The following is a 23994-nucleotide window of genomic DNA, read 5'->3' as shown; positions in this document are numbered from 1 at the left end:
GCAACCCATTTTGCGTAATAGTAACGGCGCTTTACATAAATAATTATCATTATCGTTTGAATGGGTTAATTCAATGAAAAAATGGATGTTAGCGCTGGGGTTGTTGTGCATCGCGGGAACGGCTGCGGCCAAAACCATCACCGATGTGGCGGGGCGTCAGGTTGAAGTCGCCGCCGAGTCGAAACGCATTATTCTGGGCGAGGGACGGCAGATCTATCTGCTGGCGGCCTTCGACACTGACGCGCCCTTTCAGCGGGTGGTGGGCTGGCGTGACGATTTTCATAAGGCCGACTGGGACGGCTATCAGGCGTATGAAAAGCGCTATCCGCAGATTAAAACGCTGCCGACCTTCGGCGGCGCCAAAGACGGCACCTTCAACGTCGAGCAGGCGCTGACGCTGAAGCCCGATCTGGTGCTGATGAACCTGGAATCAAAAGCGGCGACCGACGAAGGCAAGCTGATTGAGAAGCTACAGGCGGTCGGCATCCCGGTGGTGTTTATTGACTTCCGCGAAGCGCCGATGGTCAACGCGGAAAAAAGCATTCGCATCATGGGCGAGCTGCTGAATAAGCCGGAACGCGCGCAGGCGATTATCGATTTTCGCCGTCAGCAGATTGAGCGAGTCACCGCGCGGCTGAAAGAGTTTCACGGCGCGCGTCCCAAAGTGATGATCGACCGCGCTGGCGGCTACACCGACGAGTGCTGCATGTCGTTCGGCAATGAAAACTTTGGGCAGATGGTGGAGATTGCGGGCGGCAGCAACATCGCGAAAGATCTTATTCCCGGCACCTTCGGCACCCTCAACCCCGAGCAAATTATCGCCAGCCGTCCTGACGTGGTGGTGGTGACCGGCGCGAACTGGAAAAACTACAACACCGTCGGCAAGTGGGTCGGGGTCGGGCCGGGCGCCGACGTAAAGGAGGCGGAAAAGCGCCTGCAGATGCTGATGATGCGCGACGCCTTTAAAACCCTGCCGGTGGCGCATAACGGCCACGCGCACGCCATCTGGCATCAGTTCTATGACAGTCCTTATCAGTTCGTCGCTATTCAGGCGCTGGCGAAGTGGCTGCATCCCGATCTCTTCGCCGATCTCGATCCGGACGCGACGTTCCGTGCCTTTCATGAGAAATTTTTACCGCTGCCTTACCAGCCTGGTTACTGGGTAACCCTGCCTGCCGACAAGCGTTAGTCGCCGCAGCGCGGCAGGGACGCCGCGTTATCGCCTGAATCTTTCCGTCATCTTTCTTCATATTTACTAATATTTTACAGGCGCAGCGCGTTTTACGCGCTGTAACGCTCAATGATAGGGAGAGGATAATGACCAGAACTTCGGGACGATCGGCTTTCGCCGTGGCGCTTTACACGCTGTTCGAACCTGTGCCGCTCGGCTTTTTCGTGGCGGCATGGATTTTCGACATTATTTACCTTAACAGTTACGTCGTGGAGTGGACGCACGCCGCCAGCTGGCTTATCGCCATCGGGCTGGTCATCGCCATTCTTCCGCGTCTTATCGCCCTGATTGATCTGTTCCGCGGCAGCCGCCGCGCGGAAAAGGTGCATTTCTGGCTTACACTGGTGGCGATCCTGCTGGCGATCGTTAACGCCTTCGTTCACAGCCGCGACGCTTACGCCGTGGTGCCGTCCGGCGTTATCCTGTCGACCCTCGTGGTGGCGCTGATGCTGATCGCCAATGTTCAACTCGCGCTGCGTCAGCGCACGGCTTAAGGAGAAGCACCGATGAAAAAGCAAACGCTTATCGCGATGGCGCTGACCGCGCTGCTCGCAGGCTGCGACAGCGGCGCGCAGCTCGATCCGCAGAAGCAGACCGGGCCGAATCCGGAGCTGCCTGAGGCGAAAAACTTCTTTATGCCGCCGATGCAGGTGCCGGAAGGAGTGCCGTGGAAGCAGGGCGAGATGCCGAAAGTGGCGCAGGGGCTGAAAATCGAGAAGATCGCGGAAAATCTCAAACATCCGCGTCAGGTGCTGACGCTGCCGAACGGCGACGTGCTGGTGGCGGAGTCTAACGGTCCGGCCAAACCCACCACGCGTCCCAAGCAGCTGATTATGGGCATCGTGCAGAAAGCCTCAGGCAAAGGCGGCGAGGGCGGCAACCGCATCACGCTGCTGCGCAACGTGAACGGCAAATGGGAGCAGCACGTCTTTATCGAGAACCTTTTTTCGCCGTTCGGCATGCAGCTGATCGGCAATACGCTTTATGTCGCCAACGCCGACAGCCTGGTGAAATTTCCCTATCAGGAAGGGCAAACCGAGATCCGCACGCCGCCTCAGCTGGTGACCGATCTGCCCGGCGGGCCAATTAACCACCACTGGACCAAAGCGCTGGTCGCCAGCCCGGACGGCAGCAAACTCTATGTCGGCATCGGTTCTAACAGCAACATCACCGAGAACGGCATCGGCGCGGAATACCATCGCGCCGCGGTGCTGGAAGTGGACGCCGCCAGCGGCGCGACGCGCGTTTACGCCACCGGGCTGCGTAACCCGACCGGCCTGCAGTGGGAGCCGCAGAGCAACCGGCTGTGGGCCATCGTCAACGAGCGCGACGAGATCGGCTCCGATCTGGTGCCTGACTATATGACGTCGGTGCAGGAGAACGGCTTTTACGGCTGGCCTTACAGCTATTTCGGTCAGCATGTGGATACGCGCGCGCAGCCGCAGCGTCCCGATCTGGTGGAGAAGGCGATTAAGCCGGACTATGCGCTCAGCTCGCACGTCGCGCCGCTGGGGCTGTTCTTCTACCAGGCGGACAATATGCCGCAGTATCGCGGCGGCGCCTTCGTCAGCGAGCACGGCAGCTGGAACCGTACGCCGCTTAACGGCTATCAGGTGGTGTGGGTGAAATTTGAAAACGGCAAGCCGGTCGGATTGCCGCAGCCGGTGGTGACGGGATTCCTGACCGACGATCAGAAGCAGGTAAGAGGTTTGCCGGTCGGACTGGCCGCCGATCGCCAGGGCGGGCTGCTGATTGCGGATGACGCCGGCAACACGGTGTGGCGCGTCAGCGCGAAGTAGTTTTTCACAGGCATAAAAAAAGGATTTGGCGTCACGGCCAAATCCTTTCTTTTTTGTTCGCTTAACGGCTGGTGACCGCGCCGCGAACGAGGTGCTCAGCACTCTCCACACCTGCGATTCTAAATAGCGCGGAGAAATATTTCAAGTTTCGCCAAAATACTGTATGGTTATACAGGTGTTGAGCGCGAAGCAGAGCCGACTTGCTGACTGGCCGCTCCCAGGGGCACGGTTTTGAAAATCCCGGCAGGCATCAGGTGGTGCTGGCCTGTGGCTTTAGCAATGAGTGCCGCTCAGCGCTCTCCACAAGATGTGCTTAGGCGCCCGGCGGGTAGAGTCAAAGCCTCGGTAGCCGAATAGCGCGCTCCTGTTGAAGGAGAAGGAAAGTGATGGAACTGATTAGATTGATTCTGGATCTTATCCGGATCATCTTGCAGATCATCGTTGCCCTTTTGCAACTGACCGGCCAGGATCACTAGCCGGAACTTGAATAAAGGCGGAGCTGACCACTCCGCCTTTTTCGTCGCGTCCTCCCGCCGCCATGACACGCTCGCCGCAACCTTGCTGTCTTCCGCCTGTCATCTTCGCCCGTTACCGTCAGCGCTGTTTCCGCCGCGCCGCGCGCGCTGCTTATCCAGACATCCGACCAGACGAGGCTACTATGTCTTTGCATGCTCTCTCTTCCGCCCGACTGCAGCAGACCTTTATCGACAGCAGCGTACGCCTGCGCGACACCACCATCGGGCAGCAGTGCGAAATCCTGGCGCACAGCTACCTCGAATACAGCACCCTGGGCGACTTCTCCTATATCGGCGAACAGTGCCACGTGGCGGACACGCAGATCGGCCGCTTTACCGCTATCGCCAACCATGTGCGCCTTGGCGCGCCCAATCACCCGATGGATCGCGCTTCGCAGCATCGCTTTACCTACTGCCCGGAGTATTACGACGCCAGCGCGGCGCGCGACAGCGGCTTTTTCGCCGACCGCCGCGCCGCGCGCGTTATCATCGGCCACGACGTCTGGATTGGCCACGGCGTAATTGTGCTGCCGGGCGTTACGGTCGGCGACGGCGCGGTGCTGGCGGCGGGCGCGGTGGTGACGAAAGATGTCGCGCCCTACAGCATCGTGGGCGGCGTGCCGGCGAAACCGATCCGTATGCGCTTTACGCCCGCTATCGCCACGCGCCTGCGGCAGATCGCCTGGTGGGAGTGGCCGCTGGAGAAGCTGATGGCGAACCTGGCTGATTTTCAGTCCGGCGACATCGCGCGCTTCTGCGATCGTCACGGCTGACTACACTTACCGCATCGCAACCATGAAAGGAGAGCGCTATGTTCACGCTCTATGGCGCACCGGGCTGGGGCTCGGCCATCAGCGAGCTGATGTTTGAGCTCTGCGGCGAACCCTATCATTGGGTAGATGTCTCCGGCTTCGACCAGCCGGGCGAGGCGCGCGATCGGCTGCTGGCGCTTAACCCGCTGGGGCAGGTGCCGACCTTACAAAGCGAGGATGGCGCGGTGCTGACGGAGAGCGCCGCCATTGCGCTGATGCTGGCGGATCGCCATCCTGCGCTGATCCCGCCGCCCGGCGATCCGCAGCGCATGCGTTTTTACCACTGGCTGGTGTGGCTGGTCGCTGCCGTCTATCCCACCTTTACCTACGGCGACTATCCGCAGCGCTGGACCGCCGCAGGGGCGCAGGAGCTAAAACAGAGCACCGACGCCCACCGCGAAGCGGCCTATCGCTGGCTCGAATCGCAACTCGGCGACAGCGCCTTTCTGCTGGGGGATAACATCACGCTGCTTGATGCCTATCTGCCGTTGCTGGTGCGCTGGCAGCCGCGCGAGGCCTGGTTCCAGGCCTGCGCGCCGAAGCTGTGGGGGATTGCGCAGCGCGTTAAGGCGCAGAAAGCGCTGCAGAGCGTGGTGGCGCGCAACCAGCTGTAGCGCGCCGCCAGAGGTTACAGCGCCTGCTGCGCCACGCCGGCGGCGCGGTGCGGCTGAAGCGGTTTCTCCGGCTGCAGCAGGGTCATCGCCAGCATGCTGCCCAGCGCAATAACGGCGGTGACGGTAAACATCGCATTGTAGCCGTAGTACTCCGCCAGCCAGCCGCACAGCATTGGCGAGACGATGGCGGCAAGGTTGGCGATCGCCAGCGTCATGCCGCTAAAGGCGCCGACTGAGGCTTTCGGCGTCACGTCGATCACCACAGACCAGTAAACGTTGTTCACCATGGCGTTGAGCGCGTTGCCCAGCGTCATCAGCGCAATAATCGCCGTTGCCGAGCCGGCGTACGGAATGGCCATAAAACAACAGGCGGTGCCCAGCAGCGTCACGGCGGCGAACAGGTTGCGCGCCACGCGCAGATTATTGAAGCGCGCCAGCAGGCGATCGGCGAGTCGGCCGCCGAGCAGCACGGTAAGGCAGGCGCCGCTCCAGGGGATCATCGCTACGTACCAGAGCGAATGGAGATCGTAATGGAAGCTGTCCTGCAGATATTTCGGCAGCCAGGTCACCAGCGTAAAGGTGATATAGAGAAAGGAGAAGTAGCCGAGGGCATTGCACACCAGGGTGCGGCTGGTGAAGAAGCGCCACCAGGGCAGCGGCGTATCGGCGTGCGCCTCCTGACGCTGACCGTCGCGGATCAGCGCGCGCTCCGCCGCGTTCGCCGCAGGGTGCTGTTCCGGGGCGTCGCCGAAGGTGCGCGCAAACAGCAGCATCGCCAGCAGCGAGAAGAGGCCCAGCAGAATAAACATCATACGCCAGTCATGGGTCAGCAGCAGCAGGCCGACTGCAATTGGCGCGGTCAGCAGCGATCCTACCTGCGTGGAGAGCAGGCCGATGCTCAGCGCGAAGCCACGCTCGTTATCCGGCGCCCAGTGGGCGATGGCTTTGTTCATCAGCGCGTAAGCCGGGCCTTCAGAGAAGCCGAATAAGATGCGCAGGGCGGCGAAGCCCATAATCGCCGAACCGCCAAACAGCGCCATGCCCAGATCGCCAGCCCAGGCGGTGGCGATCTCCAGCAGCGACCAGAGTATGCCCGCCATCAGCCAGACCTTGCGCGTGCCGAGCCGGTCCGCAAGGAATCCGCCGCACAGCGATCCGAACAGATAGCCGAAACCGAAATAGCCCAGCACCGCGCCCAGCTGCACTTTACTGAACTGATACTCCTGAGAGATGGCGTTAGCGGCAAACGACAGCGCGCCGCGATCGATGTAGTTGATCAACGCGACAAAGAACAGCATGGAAAAGATAACGTAACGATAGCGACTCGGCTGCATAATGCCTCTCCTGCATAAATAGGGTCTGCAAGGGAGAAGCAAGATCGGTGCCGGAATGTGAACTGGCGCGTTAACCGGGCGTTGTACGCGCGGCAGGCATCAAATTAACAGGCTAATGGTTCGCCTGCGCATCATTAAGGTGCAGTAAAGCGACGACGACTGCGACAACAGAGGGAAAGTCAGCCTGATAAAGCGCCGCCACGTTAAATTTATGTGTGTTATTTGTCAGCGGTTTGAACAAAAGATGCGGTAAAGCCAGGTAACTGATTAGCCGTATCGTACCATCGCGTCCTGTTGCACCCGACAGGGTCTCTACACAGTGAGCCTGCTTCGCTTTTGGCCGTCGTAAATCCGTTAGCCAGGCTAAAGACTCGCAAGATATTGTGTTTTTACCAAAAATTTACCTAAGTTAAAATAACGTTGAAGTTATGTGTATTTATTTTATTTCGTCCCTTGAATGAGGAAAAGAAGGATCATGGTTAATAAGCTAACCAGTATCGTGATGGCGATTGTCGCCGTGGCGATGCTGTATATGGGCGGGAAGCTATTGCTGCTGGGGGGCAGCGCGTTCTATGCGCTGATGGCCGCAGGCTTACTGCTCACCGCGATACTGCTGTTTCTGAATAAACGCAGTGCCTTGACGCTTTACGCGCTGCTGATGTGGATCACGCTGTTCTGGATTATCTGGGAAGCGGGCTTTGACAAATGGCAGTGGATCCCGCGCGGCGACCTGTTCGGTCTGTTCGGCGTCTGGCTGGCGCTGCCCTGGGTGGTGCGCCCGCTGACCCAGCGCACGTTCCATCCTTTCCTCGGCACCACGGTGGTGGTGATGATCGCCCTGGTGATCGGCCTCTGCTTTTACGATCCGTTGCCGCAGCAGGGAACCATTACCAATGCGCGCACGCCGTCCGCCTCGACCGGCGCGGGCAACGACTGGACAGCCTACGGCGGCTCCACCAATGCGCTGCGCTTCTCTTCGCTGAATCAGATCACCAAAGATAACGTGAAAGATCTTGAGGTCGCCTGGACCTACCACACCGGCGATCTGCGTCAGAGCGACGACGCGACCGAATACACCTTTGAGGCGACGCCGCTGAAGGCGAACGGCATGCTCTACTTCTGTACGCCGCATAACGAGGTGCACGCGCTCGATCCGGAAACCGGCGCGGTGAAATGGAAATATGCGCCGCCGCAGGATCGCTCCTATATGCAGCAGCACCAGACCTGTCGCGGCGTCAGCTTCTATGACGCCGGTAATCCGGCGGCTGACAGCAGCGCAGCGCAGCCTGCGCTCTGCCGCAAGCGTATCTACAACGCGACCACCGATGCGAAGCTGGTGGCGCTGGATGCCGACAGCGGCAAGCCGTGCGCTGATTTCGGTCAGAACGGCGTGGTCGATCTGCATGCCAATATGGGCGAAGTGCGTCCGCATGCGCTGATGCAAACCTCTGCGCCGCTGGTAGCGGGCAATCTGGTGATTGTCGGCGGCTCGGTGATGGACAACGGCTTTAACCGCGGCAACCCGTCCGGCGTCATCCGCGCCTACGACGCCGTTACCGGCCGTCTGGTGTGGAACTTCGATCCGGCTCAGCCGGAGGCGACCCAGCCGATTGCGGCGGATGCGACCTATCCGCAGGACACCCCGGTGGCCTGGGCGACGCTGAGCGCCGACCTGAAAAACGGCCTGGTCTATGTGCCGTTCGGCAACGCCTCGCCGGATGAAGTGGGCATCGAGCGCGATCCCAACAGCAACACGGAGAAATTCCGCGATGCGCTGGTGGCGCTGGATCTGAAAACTGGCGCCTTTAAATGGCGTTATCAGAGCGCCAACCACGATCTCTGGGACCGCGATAACCCGTCTCAGCCGTCGCTGGTGGATATTGACTATCAGGGCAGCCAGCAGCCGGCAGTGATCCTGCCGACCAAAACCGGCAACCTGTTCGTGCTCAATCGCCTGACCGGCCAGCCGATCTATCCGGTTAATCAGGTGAAGGTCTCGACCGAAGGCGGCGTCGCGGGCGAGAAGTTCGCCGCTACGCAGCCGGTCTCCAGCCTGAACTTTATTCCGCAGCCGCTGACGGAAAAAGCGATGTGGGGCATTTCGCCGTTCGACCAGATGAGCTGCCGTATCGGCTTCCGCGAGCTGCGCTACGACGGCAATCCGTGGACGCCGGCGACCGAGAAGGGCTCGCTGATTTTCCCGGGCAATATCGGCGTATTTAACTGGGGGTCGGTGGCGGTTGATCCGGAACGTCAGCTGCTGATCGCCGCGCCGGTGCGTCTGGCCTATAAGTATAACCTGATCAAGCGTACGCCAGCGACCGCGACCGAGCGCATGTTCACCAAAGATGGCTCGCCTTACTGGAATGAAAACTTCCACGGCGATTACGCCATCCATATTCAGCAGTTCGCGTCAGAGCTGGGCATACCCTGTATCGCGCCGCCGTGGGGCCGTATGGTGGGCGTCGATCTGAAAACCGGCAAGACCGAATGGCTGCGCCGCATCGGCACCACCAAAAACCTCAATACCTCATTCCTGCCGGGCCGCTTCCCGATTGGCTTCCCGATGGGGATGGTGGCGCACGGCGGTCCGCTGGTGACGGCGGGCGACGTAGTGTTCCACGGCGCGACGGCGGATAACTTCTTCCGCGCCTATGACAGCACTACCGGCGCGCTGCTGTGGCAGACCGAGCTGAGCGCGGGCGCGCAGGCCACGCCGTCGACCTTTATGGGTAAAGATGGCAAGCAGTATGTGGTGATTGCCGCGGGCGGCCACGGTTCGCTCGGCACCAAGAGCGGCGACAGCGTGGTGGCGTTCCGTCTGAAATAACGGAACCCATGCGTTTCGCGCAGAAAAAGATAAAGCGCCCGGTTGGGCGCTTTTTTTTGCGCTGAATTACGGCTGAGCCTGCCGTTTCGAACGCTCTTCCAGCACCCGCAGCGCGATTCGGTCGCCAATCGCCTGATCGATATTGCGCCAGTACTCAAACGCGCGCGACAGCACCGGCTCCTCTACGCCGTTAAGCAGATGGCCGCTCACGTTGCCGACCAGCCGCTCGCGCGCCGCATCGTCCATCACTTTATTGATCAGCGTATTCGCCTGGCCGAAATCGTCGTCATCCTCGCGCAGCGTATAGGGCGCGCGCACCATCTCGCCGCTGGCCTGCCAGGTGGAGTCGGTCGGGTAACGCTCGCCGTCCGCCGCCGGGCCGCCTTTGCTGTTCGGCGCATAGACCGGATCGGAAACCGGGTGAATACGCATCGCGCCATCTTTGCTGTAGCTGTTGACCGGCGACTGCGGCGCGTTGACCGGGATCTGCTTGTAGTTGACGCCAAGGCGGTGGCGGTGCGCGTCCGCATAGGAGAAGACGCGTCCCAGCAGCATCTTGTCCGGGCTAAGGCCGATGCCCGGCACCAGGTTGTTCGGCTCGAAGGCCGCCTGTTCGATCTGCGCATGGTTGTCGGTCGGGTTGCGGTCCAGCACCAGCTTGCCCACTTTAATCAGCGGATAGTCGCCGTGCGGCCACACTTTGGTCAGATCGAACGGGTTATAGCGGTAGGTTTCCGCCTCGGCGAACGGCATGATCTGCATATAGAGCGTCCAGCTCGGGAAGTTGCCTTCCTTGATAGAGAAGTAGAGATCGCGCGTATGGTGGTCGATATCTTTCCCGGCAAGGGTATCGGCCTCTTCCTGCGTCAGGAACTCGATGCCCTGGTCGGTGTGAAAATGATATTTCACCCAGAATTTCTCGCCCTCGGCGTTCACCCACATATAGGTGTGGCTGGAATAGCCGTTCATATGGCGCCAGGTTTTCGGGATGCCGCGATCGCCCATCAGCCAGGTGACCTGATGCGACGATTCCGGCGACAGCGTCCAGAAGTCCCACTGCATATCGTTATCGCGCAGGTTGTTGTCGGCGCGGCGTTTTTGCGAGCGGATAAAGTGCTGGAACTTCATCGGATCGCGAATAAAGAAGACCGGCGTGTTATTGCCCACCATGTCGTAGTTGCCTTCGGTGGTGTAGAACTTCAGGGCGAAACCGCGCGGATCGCGCCAGGTATCTGGGCTGCCGCGTTCGCCCGCCACGGTTGAGAAGCGCAGCAGCACGTCGGTGCGCGTGCCGGGCTGGAACACCGCGGCTTTGGTATATTTGCTGACGTCATCGGTCACGATAAAGTAGCCGAACGCGCCGCTGCCTTTAGCGTGCGGCTGACGCTCCGGGATGCGTTCACGGTTGAAATTCGCCATCTGCTCAATGAGATAGTGATCGTGCAATACCAGCGGGCCGTCGGGGCCGACCGACAGCGAATGCTCGTCGCTGGCAACGGGAATCCCGGCATCCGTAGTTGTCGGTTTACGCTCATCATTGCTCATGGTTCTCTCCATTTTTATAGGGATATAGCAACCATTAAGCGTAGTTAAGAATCGCGCGTCTGCCGTAGCAGAATGCTGATGATTGTGAAAGGCGGAGGGCAAAAAAAGAGTGAGCGAAGAAGAGGGCGACGCTCAGGCAAGCTGCCTGAGCGCGGCGGGTGTTACTTGTCGTTGCCGAAGCCCTGTTTTTTCAGCGCGCCCAGCACGTGCGGGAAGTAGATGTTCTGGTAATAGCCGCTGACGCTTTCGCTCCAGCTTTCGCCGTCGGAACGGCCGATGTTCTGCCAGTGCTGCACCATCTCCTGATTGTAGGCGGCGATTTTCTCCTCCAGCCCGGCGGTGCGGTAGGCCTCTTCATGGCGGAAGGTTTCCAGCGGCAGGCGCGGTTTCTGGTGCGACGGCTCATCGACATAGCCAATCACCACGCCGGCGACCGGGAAGGTATATTCCGGCAGCTCCAGCAGGCTAATCAGCGCCTCAGGATCGCGGCGGATACCGCCAATCGGCACGATGCCGAGACCTTCCGCGCGTGCGGCGGCCATCACCGAGCCCAGCGCGATGCCCACATCGGTGGCGCCGGAAACGATACTCTCGATACTCTGCTGCGCGATCTGCTCGCGGCCAATCGCCTCCATCGCCACGCGCGATTTATGCATATCCAGAACGAAGGTCAGAAACACCGGCGCTTTGGCGATCCACGGCTGGCCGCCAGCGATTTGGGAGATCTCCTTACGCTTCGCCGCATCGCGGGTCACCACCACAGAAACCTGCTGCGAGTTGACCGAGGTCGGCGCGCGGTAGGCGGTGCTGATAATGCGATCCAGAATCGCGTCGTCAATCGGCTGCTCGGTAAAGCTACGTTCGCTTTTATGGCTGGTAAAAATGTCAATTAGTGAATTCATGGATCCTCCAGATGTGGAGGCTAAGAGTAGCAGGTTCGGGCAGGGCCAGATTTAACCGCATTGGTCATTCGCGGCAACCTGTGGTTCTTCAGAGGATTAGCGGGCGAACCGGCAGTGAGCCAGCACACATTTCTGAATAAATGGTAAAACATAACAACCATGTAACAATATGAATGCGCTGGTGTTTTGGGCAAGCCCACAACAGGCCTCAGGCAGCTACACATAACCACGCCGCGTCCGGCTGCGTATACCTGAAGCGGCAACTCTCAACCTACTGAGGTGACAAATGAATACTACTCTGGCGCTGCGCCGGTCGATCCTCCTGCTGGGTATGGCCTTTAGCGGTCCGCTGCTGGCGCAGACCTTTGTCTACGTGTCGGCGGCGGAAGATGGCACTATCGCGCGCTATGTTTTAAACGATCGAACCGGCGCGCTGAAGCGCCTCGGCGAAACGTCGGCGGGCGGCAAGGTGATGCCGATGGCGATTAGCCCGGATCAACAGACGCTTTTCGCCGCCGTGCGCAGCAAGCCGATGCGGCTGGTCAGCTGGTCCATCAACGGCAAAACCGGGGCGCTGACGCCAGCGTCAGAGAGCGCCGCCGCCGCAAGCTATCCCTATATCAGCCTGGACAGGCAAGGGCGCTTTTTGCTGGCGGCTTCCTATGATAGCGGCCTTGTGCATGTTTATCGCCTCGGCGCAGGCGGGAAGGTGGCAACGCCTTTCGTATCTGAGGTAGAGGCCGGTCACGCTGCGCATTCGGTGATTGTTGATGCGACGAATCGCTCTGCCTACGTTGGCGTGCTGGGCACCGATCGCGTTCTGCAGCTGGCGCTGCACCAGGATGGCCAGCTGACGCCGCTGGGCGACGGTTTCGTCGCCACGGCGGAGAAAAATGGACCGCGGCACTCGGCGCTTTCGCCGGATAACCGCTTCCTTTATAACGTTGGCGAAATGAGCGGCGCCATCGTGCAGTTCGCGCGGCAGCCGGATGGCGCGCTGACAAAGGTCGCTGACTATCCCAGCGCGGTCGCGCAGAAATATCAGCTGCAGCACGGCGTGGAGCGCACCGCCAGCTACAGCGACACCACGCCGCGCATCTGGGCGGCCGATATCAAAATTACGCCTGACGGGCGCTTTCTCTACGTCACGGAGCGGACCAGCAGCACGGTAACGGGCTATCGCATCAGCCAGCAGGATGGAAAGCTGCAGCTGATCAACAGCTGGCCGGTTGAGAAGCAGCCGCGCGGCATAGCGATTACGCCGGACGGGCGCTGGCTGATCGCCAGCGGCGAGAAGAGCGCGGTGATTGGCAGCTATGGCATTGCTAAAGAGAGCGGGGAGCTGCAAAGGGTCGCCGAAGCGCCGGTCGGCAAGGATGCAAACTGGGTGAGTATCGTCAGCTTTAAGCAGTAGCGGGCACACAATAAGAACCGCCTAAAGCGGCGGTTCTTATTGACGGTTAGCCGCGCTGGATTTGCTGTAAATCTTTTTCGGTCAGGCCGGTAATTTTCATCACTAAAGCGCGATCCAGACCGTTTTTAAGCATGTTTCTGGCCATTTCCAGGCAGGCTTCACGCTTGCCTTTCTCCATGCCTCGCTGTTCAAGCTGTTCTGCAATGGTCACGAATGTCTCCTTATGCTGCGGCGCATGACGCGCCAGTTCGCTAAGCGTGAGTTCCATATCCGGCGTTTCGCCGACCTGAAGCATATAGTTTACCAGCGACGTTGCTTGCTGTCCGGTCATAAATTCGGTCTGCATCAGGGTTGCCAGACGCGCGATCAGGCTTGTTAAATCGCGCTGGCGAATATGCTTTTGCAGCAGGGTAAGCGCCGCCATGCTGCGGTGCTGCATAATCTCCTCATCGGGGATAATAGTTACATCAACCAATGGAAAATGACCATTATAGAGCGCAGCAGCGTGTTCAGCTTCCCGGAAGAGATCGAGCCAGCGCAAAGAGTAGGGATATGGGCTGCGTTTGCCTTGGTAGAAAAGAACAGGGATCACCAGCGGCAATTTGCTATGTCCGGCATCAAGATGGCGCTGCATCGCGGCAATAGCGTAGCGCATCAGGCGAAAGGCCATATGCTTATCCGGAGAGCTTTGATGCTCGATTACCACCTGCAAATAGCCATCGCCGGCGCGCGTTTTCAGGGAGTAAAGCACATCGCTGTAGTAAGGACGCAAATCATCTTCGACAAAGCTGCCGGACTCCAGCTTCAGCGTCGACAGGTCACATATCGCCAGCAGCTCAGGCGGCAGATGCAGGGTTAAAAAGTCGCGAGCGGTTCTCGGGTGCGCCAGAAAGGTTTTAAAGACCGCATCATGCGGCGTGCAAGTTCGCTTCATCCTGAAGTCTCGACAGCTTTTGGTCTGCCAGACCTTAGCAGTCGCCTTTAGCGTGCGAAAGTGGGAAAAGCGCAGCAGCCGAGGCGTCTCGCAAAATCTACGCGCCGACAGGGTTTGGCGCTTTATCAGGACAATAGTCGACATGCCGAATGGCGCTGTGGCAGATTGCGGTGTTTAAGTTATAAGAAGAGAAAAGGGAGGGAGAGCAACCGTAGCCCTGACCATCAGTGATATCTTATTTAACATAATATACATTATGTGCACCTAAACCATCATGCCTATAATCCCGGGTTACAGCCTGATTTTGCCTTATCCGAGAAACGCTTCCTTTTACGCTGGCCAGCCAGCTAACACCTGATTAATGATCCCTTCAAGCTTCTCGCGGCCGAATCCCGCTTTGGCCTGGATAGCCATGCCGTGCAATACGGCGCACACATAGGCAGCTAACGCCGCGCTGTCTGCGTCCGGCGGCAAATCGCCTTCCTCTTTCGCCCGCTCGAACCGTTCGCGCAGCTTTGTTTCTCCCTCTTCGCGCGCAGCAATCAGCGCTCGCTGTATCGACTGCGCATCGTCGGAACACGCCAGCGCACCGTTGATGCCCAAACAGCCGGTGTGCTCCGGATACCGGGTATGCAAATCCGCTGCGGCGCGCAGCACGTAGGCCGCTGCTGCTTTCGCGGATGGCTGCGCCAGCGCGGCGGGCAAGAAATCGAGATAATGAGCGTAGTAACGATCCAGCGCACGCAGAAACAGCGCCTCTTTATTACCGAAGGCGGAATACAGCGCCGGACGCTCCACGCCGGTTGCTTTGGTTAAATCTGAGTAGGACGTGCCCTCATACCCTTTGCTCCAGAACACGCCCAGCGCTGCATCCAGCGCCTTATCTACATCGAATTCGCGATGACGTCCCATTACCTGACCTCAAAATTTCATAACGATCGATATTAAATCTCTTGACGGCATAAGTCTAATTACATAACGTTCATTACGTAATGGTCGTTATGAAATATCAAACTCCCCCTAACCGGGCAACTTATTTAAGGAAGGAGTGTTGTCATGCAGCAATCGTTAACGGGTAAAGTGGCGCTGGTGACCGGCGGATCGCGCGGTCTGGGCGCGGAAATCGCCGGGCAGCTGGCCGATCAGGGTGCGGATGTGGCGATTACCTATGTGGCGTCCAGCGCAAAAGCAGAGGCCGTGGTGGGAAAATTGCGGGCTAAAGGGGTACGCGCCGTCGCTATTCAGAGCGATCAGGCCGACACGGGCGCCGCTCAACCGCTGATCAAGGAGGTGCTTGCTCAGCTCGGCCAGCTCGATATTCTGGTGAATAACGCGGCTATCGCGGTTCAGGGCAAAACAGTGGACGATCCGGAGCTTGATACCGAAAATCTCGATCGGCAATGGCGCACTAACGTCATGGGGCCTGTTGCCGTAACCCGCGCCGCTGCGCAGGTACTGTCGCCGGAAGGCAGGATTATCTTTATCGGCTCGCTGCTGGGCGGCCATGTTCCCTTTGCTGGCGTCGCCGACTATGCCGGTACCAAAGCGGCTATTGTGGGCTATGCAAAAGGCGTGGCGCGGGATCTTGGCGCAAAAAACATTACGGTCAACGTTATTCAGCCCGGCGTGATGCCGACGGAAATGTCGCGTGAGGCGCTTGGAGAAACGGTGCCGGAATCGCTGATGGATCTCCATCCTATTCGCCGTATCGCCACGCTGGAAGAAGTCGCCGCTATGGTCACTTTCCTGGCGGGTCCGCAAGGCGGCTATATCACCGGCGGCGTTATAGATATTGCGGGCGGCCTGAGTATTTAATAACCCCCTTCTCAGCCGGAAAACTCTCCGGCTGATGCGTTACAGCCCTAAGCCGCGCTGAAGATCTGAACGGGTATCAATATCCAGCACGCACCCCTTATCCGCCAACATCACCGCCTGACACGGCGCGCTGTTGAGCACCGCGCGTGCGCCGCTGTCACCGCTCAGACTGGCGAGCGCGGAAAAGAACGCGCGCTGAAACCCCACCGGATGTCCAGGCACGCCTTCGACTTCTGCGCGAACCAGCGGCGCGCGATGCAGCGCATCCGCCACGGCCAGCAGGCTTTCCACGCTTAAAAACGGCATATCGCCCAGCGTAATCAGCCAGCCGTCGTACTCTGCTGTGGCGCTTACGCCCGCGGCGATCGAATCCCCGATGCCCGCGCTGCGGCAGATAACCGCTCGGCCAGCGGGAATCAGGGCATGGATTGCCGTATCTTCCGGCCGCGTCACCACGAAAACGTCGAGCCCTGTGGCAACGGCATGATCCAGCGTGTGCTGCAAAACCGGCTTGCCGTTCAGCGAGGCGAGCAGCTTATGCTCTCCGCCGCTCGCTTTAAAGCGGCGGCTGAAGCCGGCCGCCATCACCAGAATGGCGATTCTCATATCAAACTTCCCTGCTCCCACGGCTCTGCCTGAGTCGGCTCAACCGCCGCTACGCAGCCGTTTTTGTAGCGCACGATGTCCGCCATCACCGACAGCGCGATCTCCGACGGCGTTTTACTGCCGATATCGAGCCCGACTGGGGCGTGAATGCGGCTAATCTGCTCAGGCAGCAAATCGCCATACTCTCCCAGCCGCGCTTTTCTTCTCAGGCTGTTCTTTTTCGATCCCATCGCGCCGATATAGAACGCCGGCAGATTGACCGCTTCCATCATGGTGAGATCGTCAATGCGCGGATCGTGGGTAAGCGACAGGATCGCTGTCCCGGCATGGCAACCTTCCCGCTCCAGATAAACGGCGGGAAACTGCTTAATCAGCCTGACGTTCGCGTCCAGCAGAGCGGCCATATTCGCCAGCGCGTCGTCCCGGTGTTCGCACACGATGGTTTCGAAGCCGAGCGCGACGGCAAAATTGGCGCAGAACACCGCGACGCTGGAAAGCCCGCCGATAACCAGCCTGGGCGCGGTGGAGAGCGTCAGGGTAATGGCGGCGCCGTCGCGGTACGTCAGCGTGCTGTTGGTATAGGCAGCCGGCTCCAGCGCATGACAGGGATGCGGCAGAATAATTTTCTTTTTCACCGCCGTGGCGGCGACCAGCGCATCGTGCATTTTCTGCAAATAGGCGCGACTCTCAGCGCCAGGCGACAGCTTTTCCACCAGAATATCGAGTACGCCGCCGCACGGCAGCGCCCTGTCCGGCTCAAATCCGCCTTCGCCGTAGCGCACCACCTGGCTGGCGGCCGGGAAGGCGTTGCGATCGATGCGTTCGATAAAACTCTCTTCAACGCAGCCGCCTGAAAGCGAACCGCAGTGATGCCCCCCTTTGCGGATCATCATCATCGCGCCGGGCGGACGCGGCGACGATCCATAGGTAGAGAGCACCGTACAGAGCCATACCTCATGCGCGTCAACCCACTGCAATCCTGCTTTTAATACCTGCATATCAAGGTTGTGCATGACCTGGTGCCTCCGGCAACGGTTAAGCCAGAGCGCTTGCCCTGGCGGTAATTAAGTCGACAATGCCGCCTTAGCGTACGGCATGTCGGTGACGATCGCGGCGGCTCGCCAGCACGGCAAAGATAGCCGAGATAATTAGCAGCGCCAGGCCAAAGGCGAAGGGACTCCACCAACCCACTGCGTCAAACAGTTCGCCGCCCAGCGCCGCGCCCAGGGTGATCGCCAGCTGGATCACCGCTACCATCAGGCCGCCGCCCGCCTCCGCGTTTTCCGGCAGCGCCCTGCTCAGCCATAGCCCCCATGCGACTGGCGCAGGCGTGGAGATCAGGCCCCACGCGGCTAACAGCGCGCCCGTTATCAGCAGCGAATGTCCCTGCCAGATCAGCAGCGCAGCCAGCGCTGCCATCGCCAGCGGGATCAGGATCAGCCAGCGAAACAGATGTCGCTGCAGCAGCAGGCCAACCGACCAGGTTCCCAGCAGACCCGCTGCGCCCAACAGCAGCAACATACACGAAAGCTCGCTGACGCTGGCTCCCGTGACCGACTCCATAAACGGGCGCAGATAGGTGAAAATCGCAAACTGCCCCATAAACAGCGTCAGCAGCGCGGCCATGCCTGCCGCGACGTGCGGCAAGCCAAGCAGACGCAGCGGATTCGCGGTGTGGTTGTCGCCCTGCGCAGGCAGCGACGGAATCGCGCGCCACTGCCAGATAAAGGCGCCGACGGCCAGCGGCACGACGATAAAAAACGCCCCGCGCCAGCCGATATACTGGCCGAGAAAACTCCCCAGCGGCGCGGCGACGGTGGCCGCCAGCGCGTTGCCGCCGTTAATCAGCGCCAACCCTTTCGCCACGGCATGCGGCGGCGCGAGGCGCATAATGGTCGCCGTCGACATCGACCAGAATCCGCCGATCGCCACGCCGAGCAGCGCGCGTCCGACAATAAAAACTAGTCCGTCTGGCGCGAATGTGACAGTCAGGCCGGAAATTGTCAGTAAAAGCGTAAAGGCGATCAGCACTTTTTTACGGTCGAAACGACCGGTTAACGGCGTATTAAGCAGGCTGGTCAGCACCGCGAAAAAACCGCTGACGGAGATCGCCTGGCCCGCCTGCCCCTGGCTGATGCCCAGATCCTGCGCCACCGGCGTCAACAGACTGACGGGCATAAATTCCGAGGCGATCAGCACCACCACGCCAAGCGCCATAGAGAAGATAGCGCCCCAGGCAGCGTGGTGACGCGAGGCGGAGTGTGTTGTCATAGTCGTCATACGTTAATCCATAAGTTTCAATGCCGTAAGATGCTACCCAAACTGCCGGCATGAATTAACCTGGATAAACGGGATGTAATTGTGAATAAAATTCAGTAATAGACGAGGAGCGCCGTGCTAAAACCAGGTAGCGCCCCTCGGTATGGCCTAACGCATCTGCAAAATAATGGGGTTGCTGCTGGCGGGATCGGTGTGCTGACGCATCTCCGCTACCGCTTTCGTCTCTGTCTGCGCCCCGCTGTTGCCCCAGGAAGAGCGAATATAGTTGAGCACGTCCGCTGCCTCACGATCGGAAAGCTGTTTGCGGTATGGCGGCATCCGATAGGCGTCCGGCACGCCGTTGGCGACCACGCGGGCGGAGCCGTTCAGCACGATATTGATCGCCGAAGCGGCATCGACCTGCATCGAGGTGGCGCCTGCCAGCGGCGGGATCCAGGGCGCCTGCCCGCGTCCGTCGGCGCCATGGCAGCTACTGCAGCGCGCGATAAAGGTCTGCTCGCCGGGGTGGCGCGCGCCCTGTTCGCTTCTCGCCGCGTAATGCCAGCCGTTGCCGCTGTCGTTGCTGCCCGGCGGCAGCGACTTGAGGTAGTGCGCGATGGCGCGCAGATCGTCGTCACGCATAAACTGGGTGGAGTTGTTGAACGCATCCGTCATCGAGCCGAACACCACGCCGTGGGCGTTGCGTCCGGTTTTCAGGAAGGTTACCACCTCCTCTTCGCTCCAGCGGCTTATCCCGGTGCTGGCATCGCCGCGCAGGCTGGGCGCATACCAGCCGTCAAGCAGCGCGCCCGCCAGATAGTCCGGGCTGCGCGCATCCAGCGCTTTTTCGTTGAAGGCCAGGCCGCGCGGCGTATGGCAACTGCCGCAGTGGCCGGGGCCCTCCACCAGGTAGGCGCCGCGGTTCCAGAGCGCGTCGCGGTTCGCCACCATCTGCCAGGGTTCGCCGCTGGCGAAGGCGGCGCGCCACAGCGCCAGCGGCCAGCGCATATTGAGCGGCCAGGGGATCTCTGACGGCTGATTTTGCCGTGAAGCGGGCTGCACGCCGTGCATCATAAAAGCATAGAGCGCCCGGATATCCTCATCGCTCAGCTTCTGATAAGAGGGAAACGGCATAGCCGGATAGAGCCGATGTCCGTCCTGCGCCACGCCCTGACGCACCGCGCGATCGAAGTCAGCCAGCGAATAGCGGCCAATACCGCTCTCACGGTCGGGCGTAATATTGGTGGTATAGATTTTCCCGACCGGCGTCGCCATCGCCAGACCGCCGGAAAACGGCGCATTCTCCGGCGTAGTGTGGCAGGCGACGCAGTCGCTCAGACGCGCGACATATTCGCCGCGCTGAATAAGATCCGGCGGCACGGCGGTCCCGGCGTTCGCTTCATTGTCGAAAGGCGACGCTGGCGTACGCAGCATCCACAGCAGCGCGCCCACCACGATAGTGAGCGCTGTAATCAGCAGCAGGCAGAGCCTTTTCCTGGTCATGATGTTTTCCTTACGAACCTGCGGCTCAGGTAAAGTTGTAGCGTGAAAGCGGCATAGAGCGGATACGCTGACCGGTCAGTCTGGAGACCGCATTCGCCACCGCGGGCGGCACGGCGGGCAGCGGCGGTTCGCCGATGCCACCCATTTGGGCGCCGCTCTCGATAATGCGTACCTCGACCTGCGCCATGCGCGACGCTGGCAGGATCGGATAGAGATCGAAATTACGCGCTACGGGCTGCCCCTTCTCAAACTGCGCCTCTTCCAGCAGAACCTGCGACAGCCCCAGCGCGACCGCGCCGTTGACCTGAGCCTCGACGATGGCCGGATTAACGATGCTGCCGGGATCAATCGCTTCCCAGATCCGGTGCACCCTAACCTGCCCGTTCTCAATTGAGACTTCCGCAATCGCCGCCGCCTCGGTGCCGAACGGCGACGCCATCGCCACGCCGCGGGCGCGCCGGCTGCCATCTTCGGCGGTATAGGGGCCCGGTTTCCAGCCGCCAGAGAGATCGGCCACCGCGTGAAGCAGCGTCGTCAGACGCGCATTGCCCTTCAGCAGCCGCAGACGCAGCTCAAAGGGATCGAGCCTGCCGTGGTCCGCGATCTCGTCGAGAAAGCTCTCGTAGAGGAAGTCGTTCATCGAGTTGCCGACCGAACGCCAATAGCCCAGCTTCACCGGCCCTTTTTTATAGATCTGCGCGATGCGCAGGTGAGGAATGTCATAGGATTTGCCGGTCAACCCCTCGGTGGCGGTGGGATCGAGCTTATCGCCCTGTTTGCCGGAGATGCCTTCGGTCGGGCCTTCGCAGATGCTGACCGCTTCCAGCGCCAGCGGATAGCCCTCGTTATCCAGTCCGGCGCGGAAGCGCACCGCCGCCATCGGGCGATGGGTGTCGCGCAGAAACTCCTCTTCGCGGCTCCAGATCAGCTTAACCGGACGGCCGACCGCCTTTGCCAGCTCAACCGCCTGCGGCCAGGCCATCGCGCCGTCATAAACAAAGTGTCGCCCGAAAAATCCGCCCAGCAACGGGGAGTGAATCAGGATTTTGCTGGCGTCGAGCCCGGTGCGCTTCGCCACCTCGCCCTGAAACATCTCCGGCGCCTGGTTAGGGATCCACAGATCCAGCGTGCCGTCGCCGTTAAAGCGCGCCAGCGCCGAAGGCGGCTCCAGCTGAGCATGATTAAGATACTGACTGTGGTAGGTGGCGCTGAGAGTGGTTTTGGCTGCGGACATGCCCGCAGCCAGGTCGCCTTTGACCTCCGCCTCCTGGCCGTCGCCCGGTTCGTTCGCCAGCGTGCGGGCGAAATCGTCGGAGGAAAAATCCGGCGGCATTAACTCAGCGTCGGCAGGCGCCAGCCATTCGACCTGGAGCGCCTCAACCGCGCGTTTCGCCTGCCACCAACGCTCGGCGACCACCGCCACCGCGTCCGGCAGCCGGTGCACCGAGTGCACGCCCTTCATCGCCCTGACCTGCGGCTCGTTGCGCCATGCGCCCGGCGTCATGCCAAAACGCGGCGCGTGCTGCACCGCCGCATGCAGCATATCGTCGACGCGGCAGTCGATGGTGTAAACCGCCTGCCCGGTTGATTTCTCCCAGGCATCCAGGCGCTTGACGGGCTTGCCGATCCAGCGGAACTGCGCGGGATCTTTCAGGCTGACCGCGTCCGCAGGCGGAACCGGCAGATCGCGCGCGCGGCTGGCCAGCTCGCCGTAGGTCAGCGTCCGTCCTGAAGCGTCGTGTATCACCTTCCCCGGCTCGGTGCGCAGCGAGGCGAGCGGCACTGACAGCGCGCTTGCCGCCGCCTGCAGCAGCATATGGCGCGCCAGCGCGCCGAGGCGGCGCATGGTGGTGTAGCTGGTACGCACCGACTGACTGCCGCCGGTGATGCGCATGCCGCTGTCCATGACCTTGTACTCGTCGCCGGCCGGTGCGTTCTCAACGATAAAGGTGGCGGGATCGGCATCCAGCTCTTCGCCGACGATCTGCGCCATAGCGGTAAAAATCCCCTGTCCGCCTTCGATAAACGGTGATAGAAAACGCACGCTGCTGTCTGGACGGATCTCAAGAAAGGCGGGCACGCGCGTGCCGGGCGGCAGGCTCTGCTGCGCCGCCTGGGCGCGCGGCTGGCCTAATGGCAGGCCAATGCCCAGCACCAGCGCCCCCGCTACGCTGCCCGACGCCAGTAAAAAGCGGCGGCGCGACAGGTTGGCGGGGTCTTCGCCGCGGGGAAATTCGGATGATGCGGACTGTTCTCTCACCGATCGCCTCCCTGGCCCGCCACCTCGTGGATGGCCGCGCTAATGGCGTTATAAGTGCCGCAGCGGCAAAGATTTACCATGGCCGCTGCGATCTCCTGGTCTGAGGGATGCGCGTTCTGCCTGAGCAGCGCGGTTGCCGCCATCACCTGTCCCGACTGGCAGTAGCCGCACTGCGGCACCTGATGCTTCACCCAGGCCGCCACCACGCGCTTACCCACATCGTCGCTCTCAATCGCTTCAATGGTGGTGATCTGCTTTCCGGCGACTTTATCGATCGGGGTCACGCAGGATCGTACTACCTGCCCGTCGATCATCACCGAACAGGCGCCGCACTGCGCCAGACCGCAGCCATATTTCGTTCCCGTCATGCCCAGGTCGTCGCGTATTACCCAGAGTAACGGCGTGTCCCCTTCGGCATCGACCTGAACGGTCTTATTATTTATCTGAATATCCATAACGCTCCGGTCTTAATCGCTTTTGCTTTCGCCCTATCCTTACAGAGAAGAGTGGAATGATTAACCGGCTCTCACCGCATACGCTGCTGAATAAAATTCATTAATTAATGAAACGCCCGCACAGCGCCATTTAACAGCGCATTGCGGGTTTTAATGATCTGTGCGATTAGCGAAATGGCGTTGGATTCCCTCTCCTGACCAGGCTAATTTTCCAGTCTCTGTGAATTAAAATCATAAATAAGGACGGGATAAGATGAATGATATTCAGGCATTTATTGCTGTGGCGCGCGAGCAGAGTTTTACCAAAGCAGCGGCAGGCCTGGGTGTGAGTCCGTCTGCGCTCAGCCATACCATTCGCAATCTGGAAGAGCGTATCGGCGTGCGCCTGCTGGCGCGCACCACACGCAACGTCGCGCCGACCGAAGCGGGCGAACGTTTATTGCAGTCCGTGGCGCCGTTATTCGAACAGATCAACAGCGAAATTGCGCGCATTGGCGAATTACGCAATACCCCGGCTGGCAATATACGCATTACCTGTTCCGACGATGCCGCCGAGATCCTGTTGCGCCCTGCGCTGCCCGCCTTTTTTGCCAGCTATCCCGATATCAGCGTGGAAATCTGCATCGACTACGGCTTTACCAATATCGTCACCGAACGTTTCGATGCCGGCATTCGGCTGGGAGAGTCGATCAGCCGCGATATGATTGCGGTGCGCCTCGGGCCCGACTGGCGGCTCGCGGTGGTCGGCACCCCCGCCTATTTTCAGGCGCATCCGGTTCCGGTGGTTCCGCAGGATCTTACGGCGCACCGCTGCATCAATATTCGCCACTCGCCGGGCGGCAGCGTCTACGCGTGGGAGTTTGAAAAAGCGGGCCGCAAGTTAACGATTCGGGTAAACGGTCCGCTGCTATCCAACAGCATTATCCATGTGCTGAACGGCGCACTGGACGGCATTGGCCTGGCCTGTGTGCCGGAGCATATGGCGCGGCCCCATATTGAGGCGGGCCGCCTGATTGAAGTGCTCGCCGACTGGAGCCCACTGTTCGAAGGCTATCACCTTTACTATCCCAACCGACGCAACACCTCTTCCGCCTTCGCCGCTTTTGTAGAGGCTATCCGATACCGCGGCTGACGCTGCCTTAAAAAGAGAAAGTATTGCGCGTAAA

General features: G+C 60.2%; 20 protein-coding genes. 9 read left to right on the top strand and 11 right to left on the bottom strand.

Features of this window, described 5'->3' with window-relative positions:
• Positions 1-73: 73 nt before the first annotated feature.
• The 5 genes from B3229_RS19140 (at position 74) to B3229_RS19120 (ending at position 4971) form a co-directional block, all read left to right on the top strand.
• Entirely contained in the window at positions 74-1189 is a 1116-nt protein-coding gene (locus B3229_RS19140; protein ID WP_286873438.1) for an ABC transporter substrate-binding protein, read from the top strand.
• 128 nt (positions 1190-1317) lie between these two features.
• The gene (locus B3229_RS19135; protein WP_048786879.1) at positions 1318-1725 is read left to right on the top strand and encodes a DUF2231 domain-containing protein; all 408 of its coding nucleotides are present in this window, start codon (positions 1318-1320) and stop codon (positions 1723-1725) included.
• A gap of 12 nt (positions 1726-1737) precedes the next feature.
• Positions 1738-3030 (top strand): PQQ-dependent sugar dehydrogenase, encoded by a 1293-nt coding sequence (locus tag B3229_RS19130; protein ID WP_286873433.1) that lies wholly within the window; start codon positions 1738-1740, stop codon positions 3028-3030.
• 658 nt (positions 3031-3688) lie between these two features.
• Positions 3689-4318 (top strand): DapH/DapD/GlmU-related protein, encoded by a 630-nt coding sequence (locus B3229_RS19125; RefSeq protein ID WP_286873430.1) that lies wholly within the window; start codon positions 3689-3691, stop codon positions 4316-4318.
• Positions 4319-4356: 38 nt separating this feature from the next.
• The gene (locus B3229_RS19120; protein ID WP_286873427.1) at positions 4357-4971 is read left to right on the top strand and encodes a glutathione S-transferase family protein; all 615 of its coding nucleotides are present in this window, start codon (positions 4357-4359) and stop codon (positions 4969-4971) included.
• A 14-nt stretch (positions 4972-4985) separates the two neighbouring features.
• Here B3229_RS19120 and B3229_RS19115 read toward each other — a convergent pair whose 3' ends face one another.
• Positions 4986-6305 (bottom strand): MFS transporter, encoded by a 1320-nt coding sequence (locus B3229_RS19115; protein WP_286873425.1) that lies wholly within the window; start codon positions 6303-6305, stop codon positions 4986-4988.
• Positions 6306-6780: 475 nt separating this feature from the next.
• On the opposite strand from B3229_RS19115, the gene B3229_RS19110 reads away from it, so the two are divergent.
• Positions 6781-9135 (top strand): membrane-bound PQQ-dependent dehydrogenase, glucose/quinate/shikimate family, encoded by a 2355-nt coding sequence (locus tag B3229_RS19110; protein WP_048786874.1) that lies wholly within the window; start codon positions 6781-6783, stop codon positions 9133-9135.
• A 66-nt stretch (positions 9136-9201) separates the two neighbouring features.
• Here B3229_RS19110 and B3229_RS19105 read toward each other — a convergent pair whose 3' ends face one another.
• Positions 9202-10680: a catalase gene (locus tag B3229_RS19105; protein WP_048786873.1), complete on the bottom strand. Its 1479-nt coding sequence runs from the start codon at positions 10678-10680 to the stop codon at positions 9202-9204.
• A 161-nt stretch (positions 10681-10841) separates the two neighbouring features.
• Positions 10842-11582, bottom strand: coding sequence for a nitroreductase family protein (locus B3229_RS19100; protein ID WP_033747240.1), 741 nt, complete (start codon positions 11580-11582; stop codon positions 10842-10844).
• A gap of 286 nt (positions 11583-11868) precedes the next feature.
• Between B3229_RS19100 and B3229_RS19095 the strand changes: the two genes are divergently transcribed.
• Positions 11869-12996, top strand: a complete 1128-nt coding sequence (locus B3229_RS19095) for a lactonase family protein (protein WP_286873420.1) — start codon at positions 11869-11871, stop codon at positions 12994-12996.
• Between the two features lie 46 nt (positions 12997-13042).
• Here B3229_RS19095 and B3229_RS19090 read toward each other — a convergent pair whose 3' ends face one another.
• Positions 13043-13930 carry an Rpn family recombination-promoting nuclease/putative transposase gene (locus B3229_RS19090; protein WP_286873417.1) on the bottom strand — a complete coding sequence of 296 codons (888 nt, stop codon included), beginning with the start codon at positions 13928-13930 and terminating at the stop codon, positions 13043-13045.
• A gap of 330 nt (positions 13931-14260) precedes the next feature.
• Positions 14261-14842, bottom strand: coding sequence for a TetR/AcrR family transcriptional regulator (locus tag B3229_RS19085; protein ID WP_048786870.1), 582 nt, complete (start codon positions 14840-14842; stop codon positions 14261-14263).
• Positions 14843-14986: 144 nt separating this feature from the next.
• Between B3229_RS19085 and B3229_RS19080 the strand changes: the two genes are divergently transcribed.
• Positions 14987-15745: an SDR family NAD(P)-dependent oxidoreductase gene (locus B3229_RS19080; protein ID WP_286873413.1), complete on the top strand. Its 759-nt coding sequence runs from the start codon at positions 14987-14989 to the stop codon at positions 15743-15745.
• Between the two features lie 39 nt (positions 15746-15784).
• On the opposite strand, the gene B3229_RS19075 is transcribed toward B3229_RS19080, so the two are convergent.
• From B3229_RS19075 to B3229_RS19050, 6 genes are all read right to left on the bottom strand, one after another.
• A complete protein-coding gene (locus tag B3229_RS19075; RefSeq protein WP_286873410.1) occupies positions 15785-16351 on the bottom strand; it encodes a nucleotidyltransferase family protein in 567 nt (188 codons plus the stop codon).
• Positions 16348-17364: an XdhC family protein gene (locus B3229_RS19070; RefSeq protein WP_286873407.1), complete on the bottom strand. Its 1017-nt coding sequence runs from the start codon at positions 17362-17364 to the stop codon at positions 16348-16350. The genes B3229_RS19075 and B3229_RS19070 overlap by 4 nt, the downstream gene beginning before the upstream one ends.
• 70 nt (positions 17365-17434) lie before the next feature.
• On the bottom strand, positions 17435-18631 hold the full coding sequence (locus tag B3229_RS19065) for an MFS transporter (protein ID WP_286873404.1): 1197 nt from the start codon (positions 18629-18631) through the stop codon (positions 17435-17437).
• A 147-nt stretch (positions 18632-18778) separates the two neighbouring features.
• Positions 18779-20113, bottom strand: a complete 1335-nt coding sequence (locus B3229_RS19060) for a cytochrome c (protein ID WP_286873401.1) — start codon at positions 20111-20113, stop codon at positions 18779-18781.
• Positions 20114-20138: 25 nt separating this feature from the next.
• Positions 20139-22373 (bottom strand): xanthine dehydrogenase family protein molybdopterin-binding subunit, encoded by a 2235-nt coding sequence (locus B3229_RS19055; RefSeq protein WP_286873399.1) that lies wholly within the window; start codon positions 22371-22373, stop codon positions 20139-20141.
• Positions 22370-22828, bottom strand: coding sequence for a (2Fe-2S)-binding protein (locus tag B3229_RS19050; RefSeq protein ID WP_286873397.1), 459 nt, complete (start codon positions 22826-22828; stop codon positions 22370-22372). The genes B3229_RS19055 and B3229_RS19050 overlap by 4 nt, the downstream gene beginning before the upstream one ends.
• 253 nt (positions 22829-23081) lie before the next feature.
• Between B3229_RS19050 and B3229_RS19045 the strand changes: the two genes are divergently transcribed.
• Positions 23082-23960, top strand: a complete 879-nt coding sequence (locus tag B3229_RS19045; RefSeq protein ID WP_033790027.1) for a LysR family transcriptional regulator — start codon at positions 23082-23084, stop codon at positions 23958-23960.
• Positions 23961-23994 lie beyond the last annotated feature (34 nt).

The sequence above is a fragment of the Pantoea sp. UBA5035 genome (assembly GCF_002415245.1).
GTDB lineage: Bacteria > Pseudomonadota > Gammaproteobacteria > Enterobacterales > Enterobacteriaceae > Pantoea > Pantoea septica.
The sequence above is the reverse complement of the archived record's forward strand: the minus strand, read 5'-3'. Positions and strand labels throughout refer to the sequence as shown.

Coding starts and splice junctions, on each gene's coding strand:
- B3229_RS19090 (WP_286873417.1), bottom strand. CDS start 13,930: ATGAAGCGAACTTGCACGCCGCATGATGCGGTCTTTAAAACCTTTCTG.
- B3229_RS19115 (WP_286873425.1), bottom strand. CDS start 6,305: ATGCAGCCGAGTCGCTATCGTTACGTTATCTTTTCCATGCTGTTCTTT.
- B3229_RS19140 (WP_286873438.1), top strand. CDS start 74: ATGAAAAAATGGATGTTAGCGCTGGGGTTGTTGTGCATCGCGGGAACG.
- B3229_RS19105 (WP_048786873.1), bottom strand. CDS start 10,680: ATGAGCAATGATGAGCGTAAACCGACAACTACGGATGCCGGGATTCCC.
- B3229_RS19095 (WP_286873420.1), top strand. CDS start 11,869: ATGAATACTACTCTGGCGCTGCGCCGGTCGATCCTCCTGCTGGGTATG.
- B3229_RS19110 (WP_048786874.1), top strand. CDS start 6,781: ATGGTTAATAAGCTAACCAGTATCGTGATGGCGATTGTCGCCGTGGCG.
- B3229_RS19065 (WP_286873404.1), bottom strand. CDS start 18,631: ATGACGACTATGACAACACACTCCGCCTCGCGTCACCACGCTGCCTGG.
- B3229_RS19085 (WP_048786870.1), bottom strand. CDS start 14,842: ATGGGACGTCATCGCGAATTCGATGTAGATAAGGCGCTGGATGCAGCG.
- B3229_RS19060 (WP_286873401.1), bottom strand. CDS start 20,113: ATGACCAGGAAAAGGCTCTGCCTGCTGCTGATTACAGCGCTCACTATC.
- B3229_RS19075 (WP_286873410.1), bottom strand. CDS start 16,351: ATGAGAATCGCCATTCTGGTGATGGCGGCCGGCTTCAGCCGCCGCTTT.
- B3229_RS19120 (WP_286873427.1), top strand. CDS start 4,357: ATGTTCACGCTCTATGGCGCACCGGGCTGGGGCTCGGCCATCAGCGAG.
- B3229_RS19100 (WP_033747240.1), bottom strand. CDS start 11,582: ATGAATTCACTAATTGACATTTTTACCAGCCATAAAAGCGAACGTAGC.
- B3229_RS19135 (WP_048786879.1), top strand. CDS start 1,318: ATGACCAGAACTTCGGGACGATCGGCTTTCGCCGTGGCGCTTTACACG.
- B3229_RS19130 (WP_286873433.1), top strand. CDS start 1,738: ATGAAAAAGCAAACGCTTATCGCGATGGCGCTGACCGCGCTGCTCGCA.
- B3229_RS19045 (WP_033790027.1), top strand. CDS start 23,082: ATGAATGATATTCAGGCATTTATTGCTGTGGCGCGCGAGCAGAGTTTT.
- B3229_RS19125 (WP_286873430.1), top strand. CDS start 3,689: ATGTCTTTGCATGCTCTCTCTTCCGCCCGACTGCAGCAGACCTTTATC.
- B3229_RS19050 (WP_286873397.1), bottom strand. CDS start 22,828: ATGGATATTCAGATAAATAATAAGACCGTTCAGGTCGATGCCGAAGGG.
- B3229_RS19070 (WP_286873407.1), bottom strand. CDS start 17,364: ATGCACAACCTTGATATGCAGGTATTAAAAGCAGGATTGCAGTGGGTT.
- B3229_RS19080 (WP_286873413.1), top strand. CDS start 14,987: ATGCAGCAATCGTTAACGGGTAAAGTGGCGCTGGTGACCGGCGGATCG.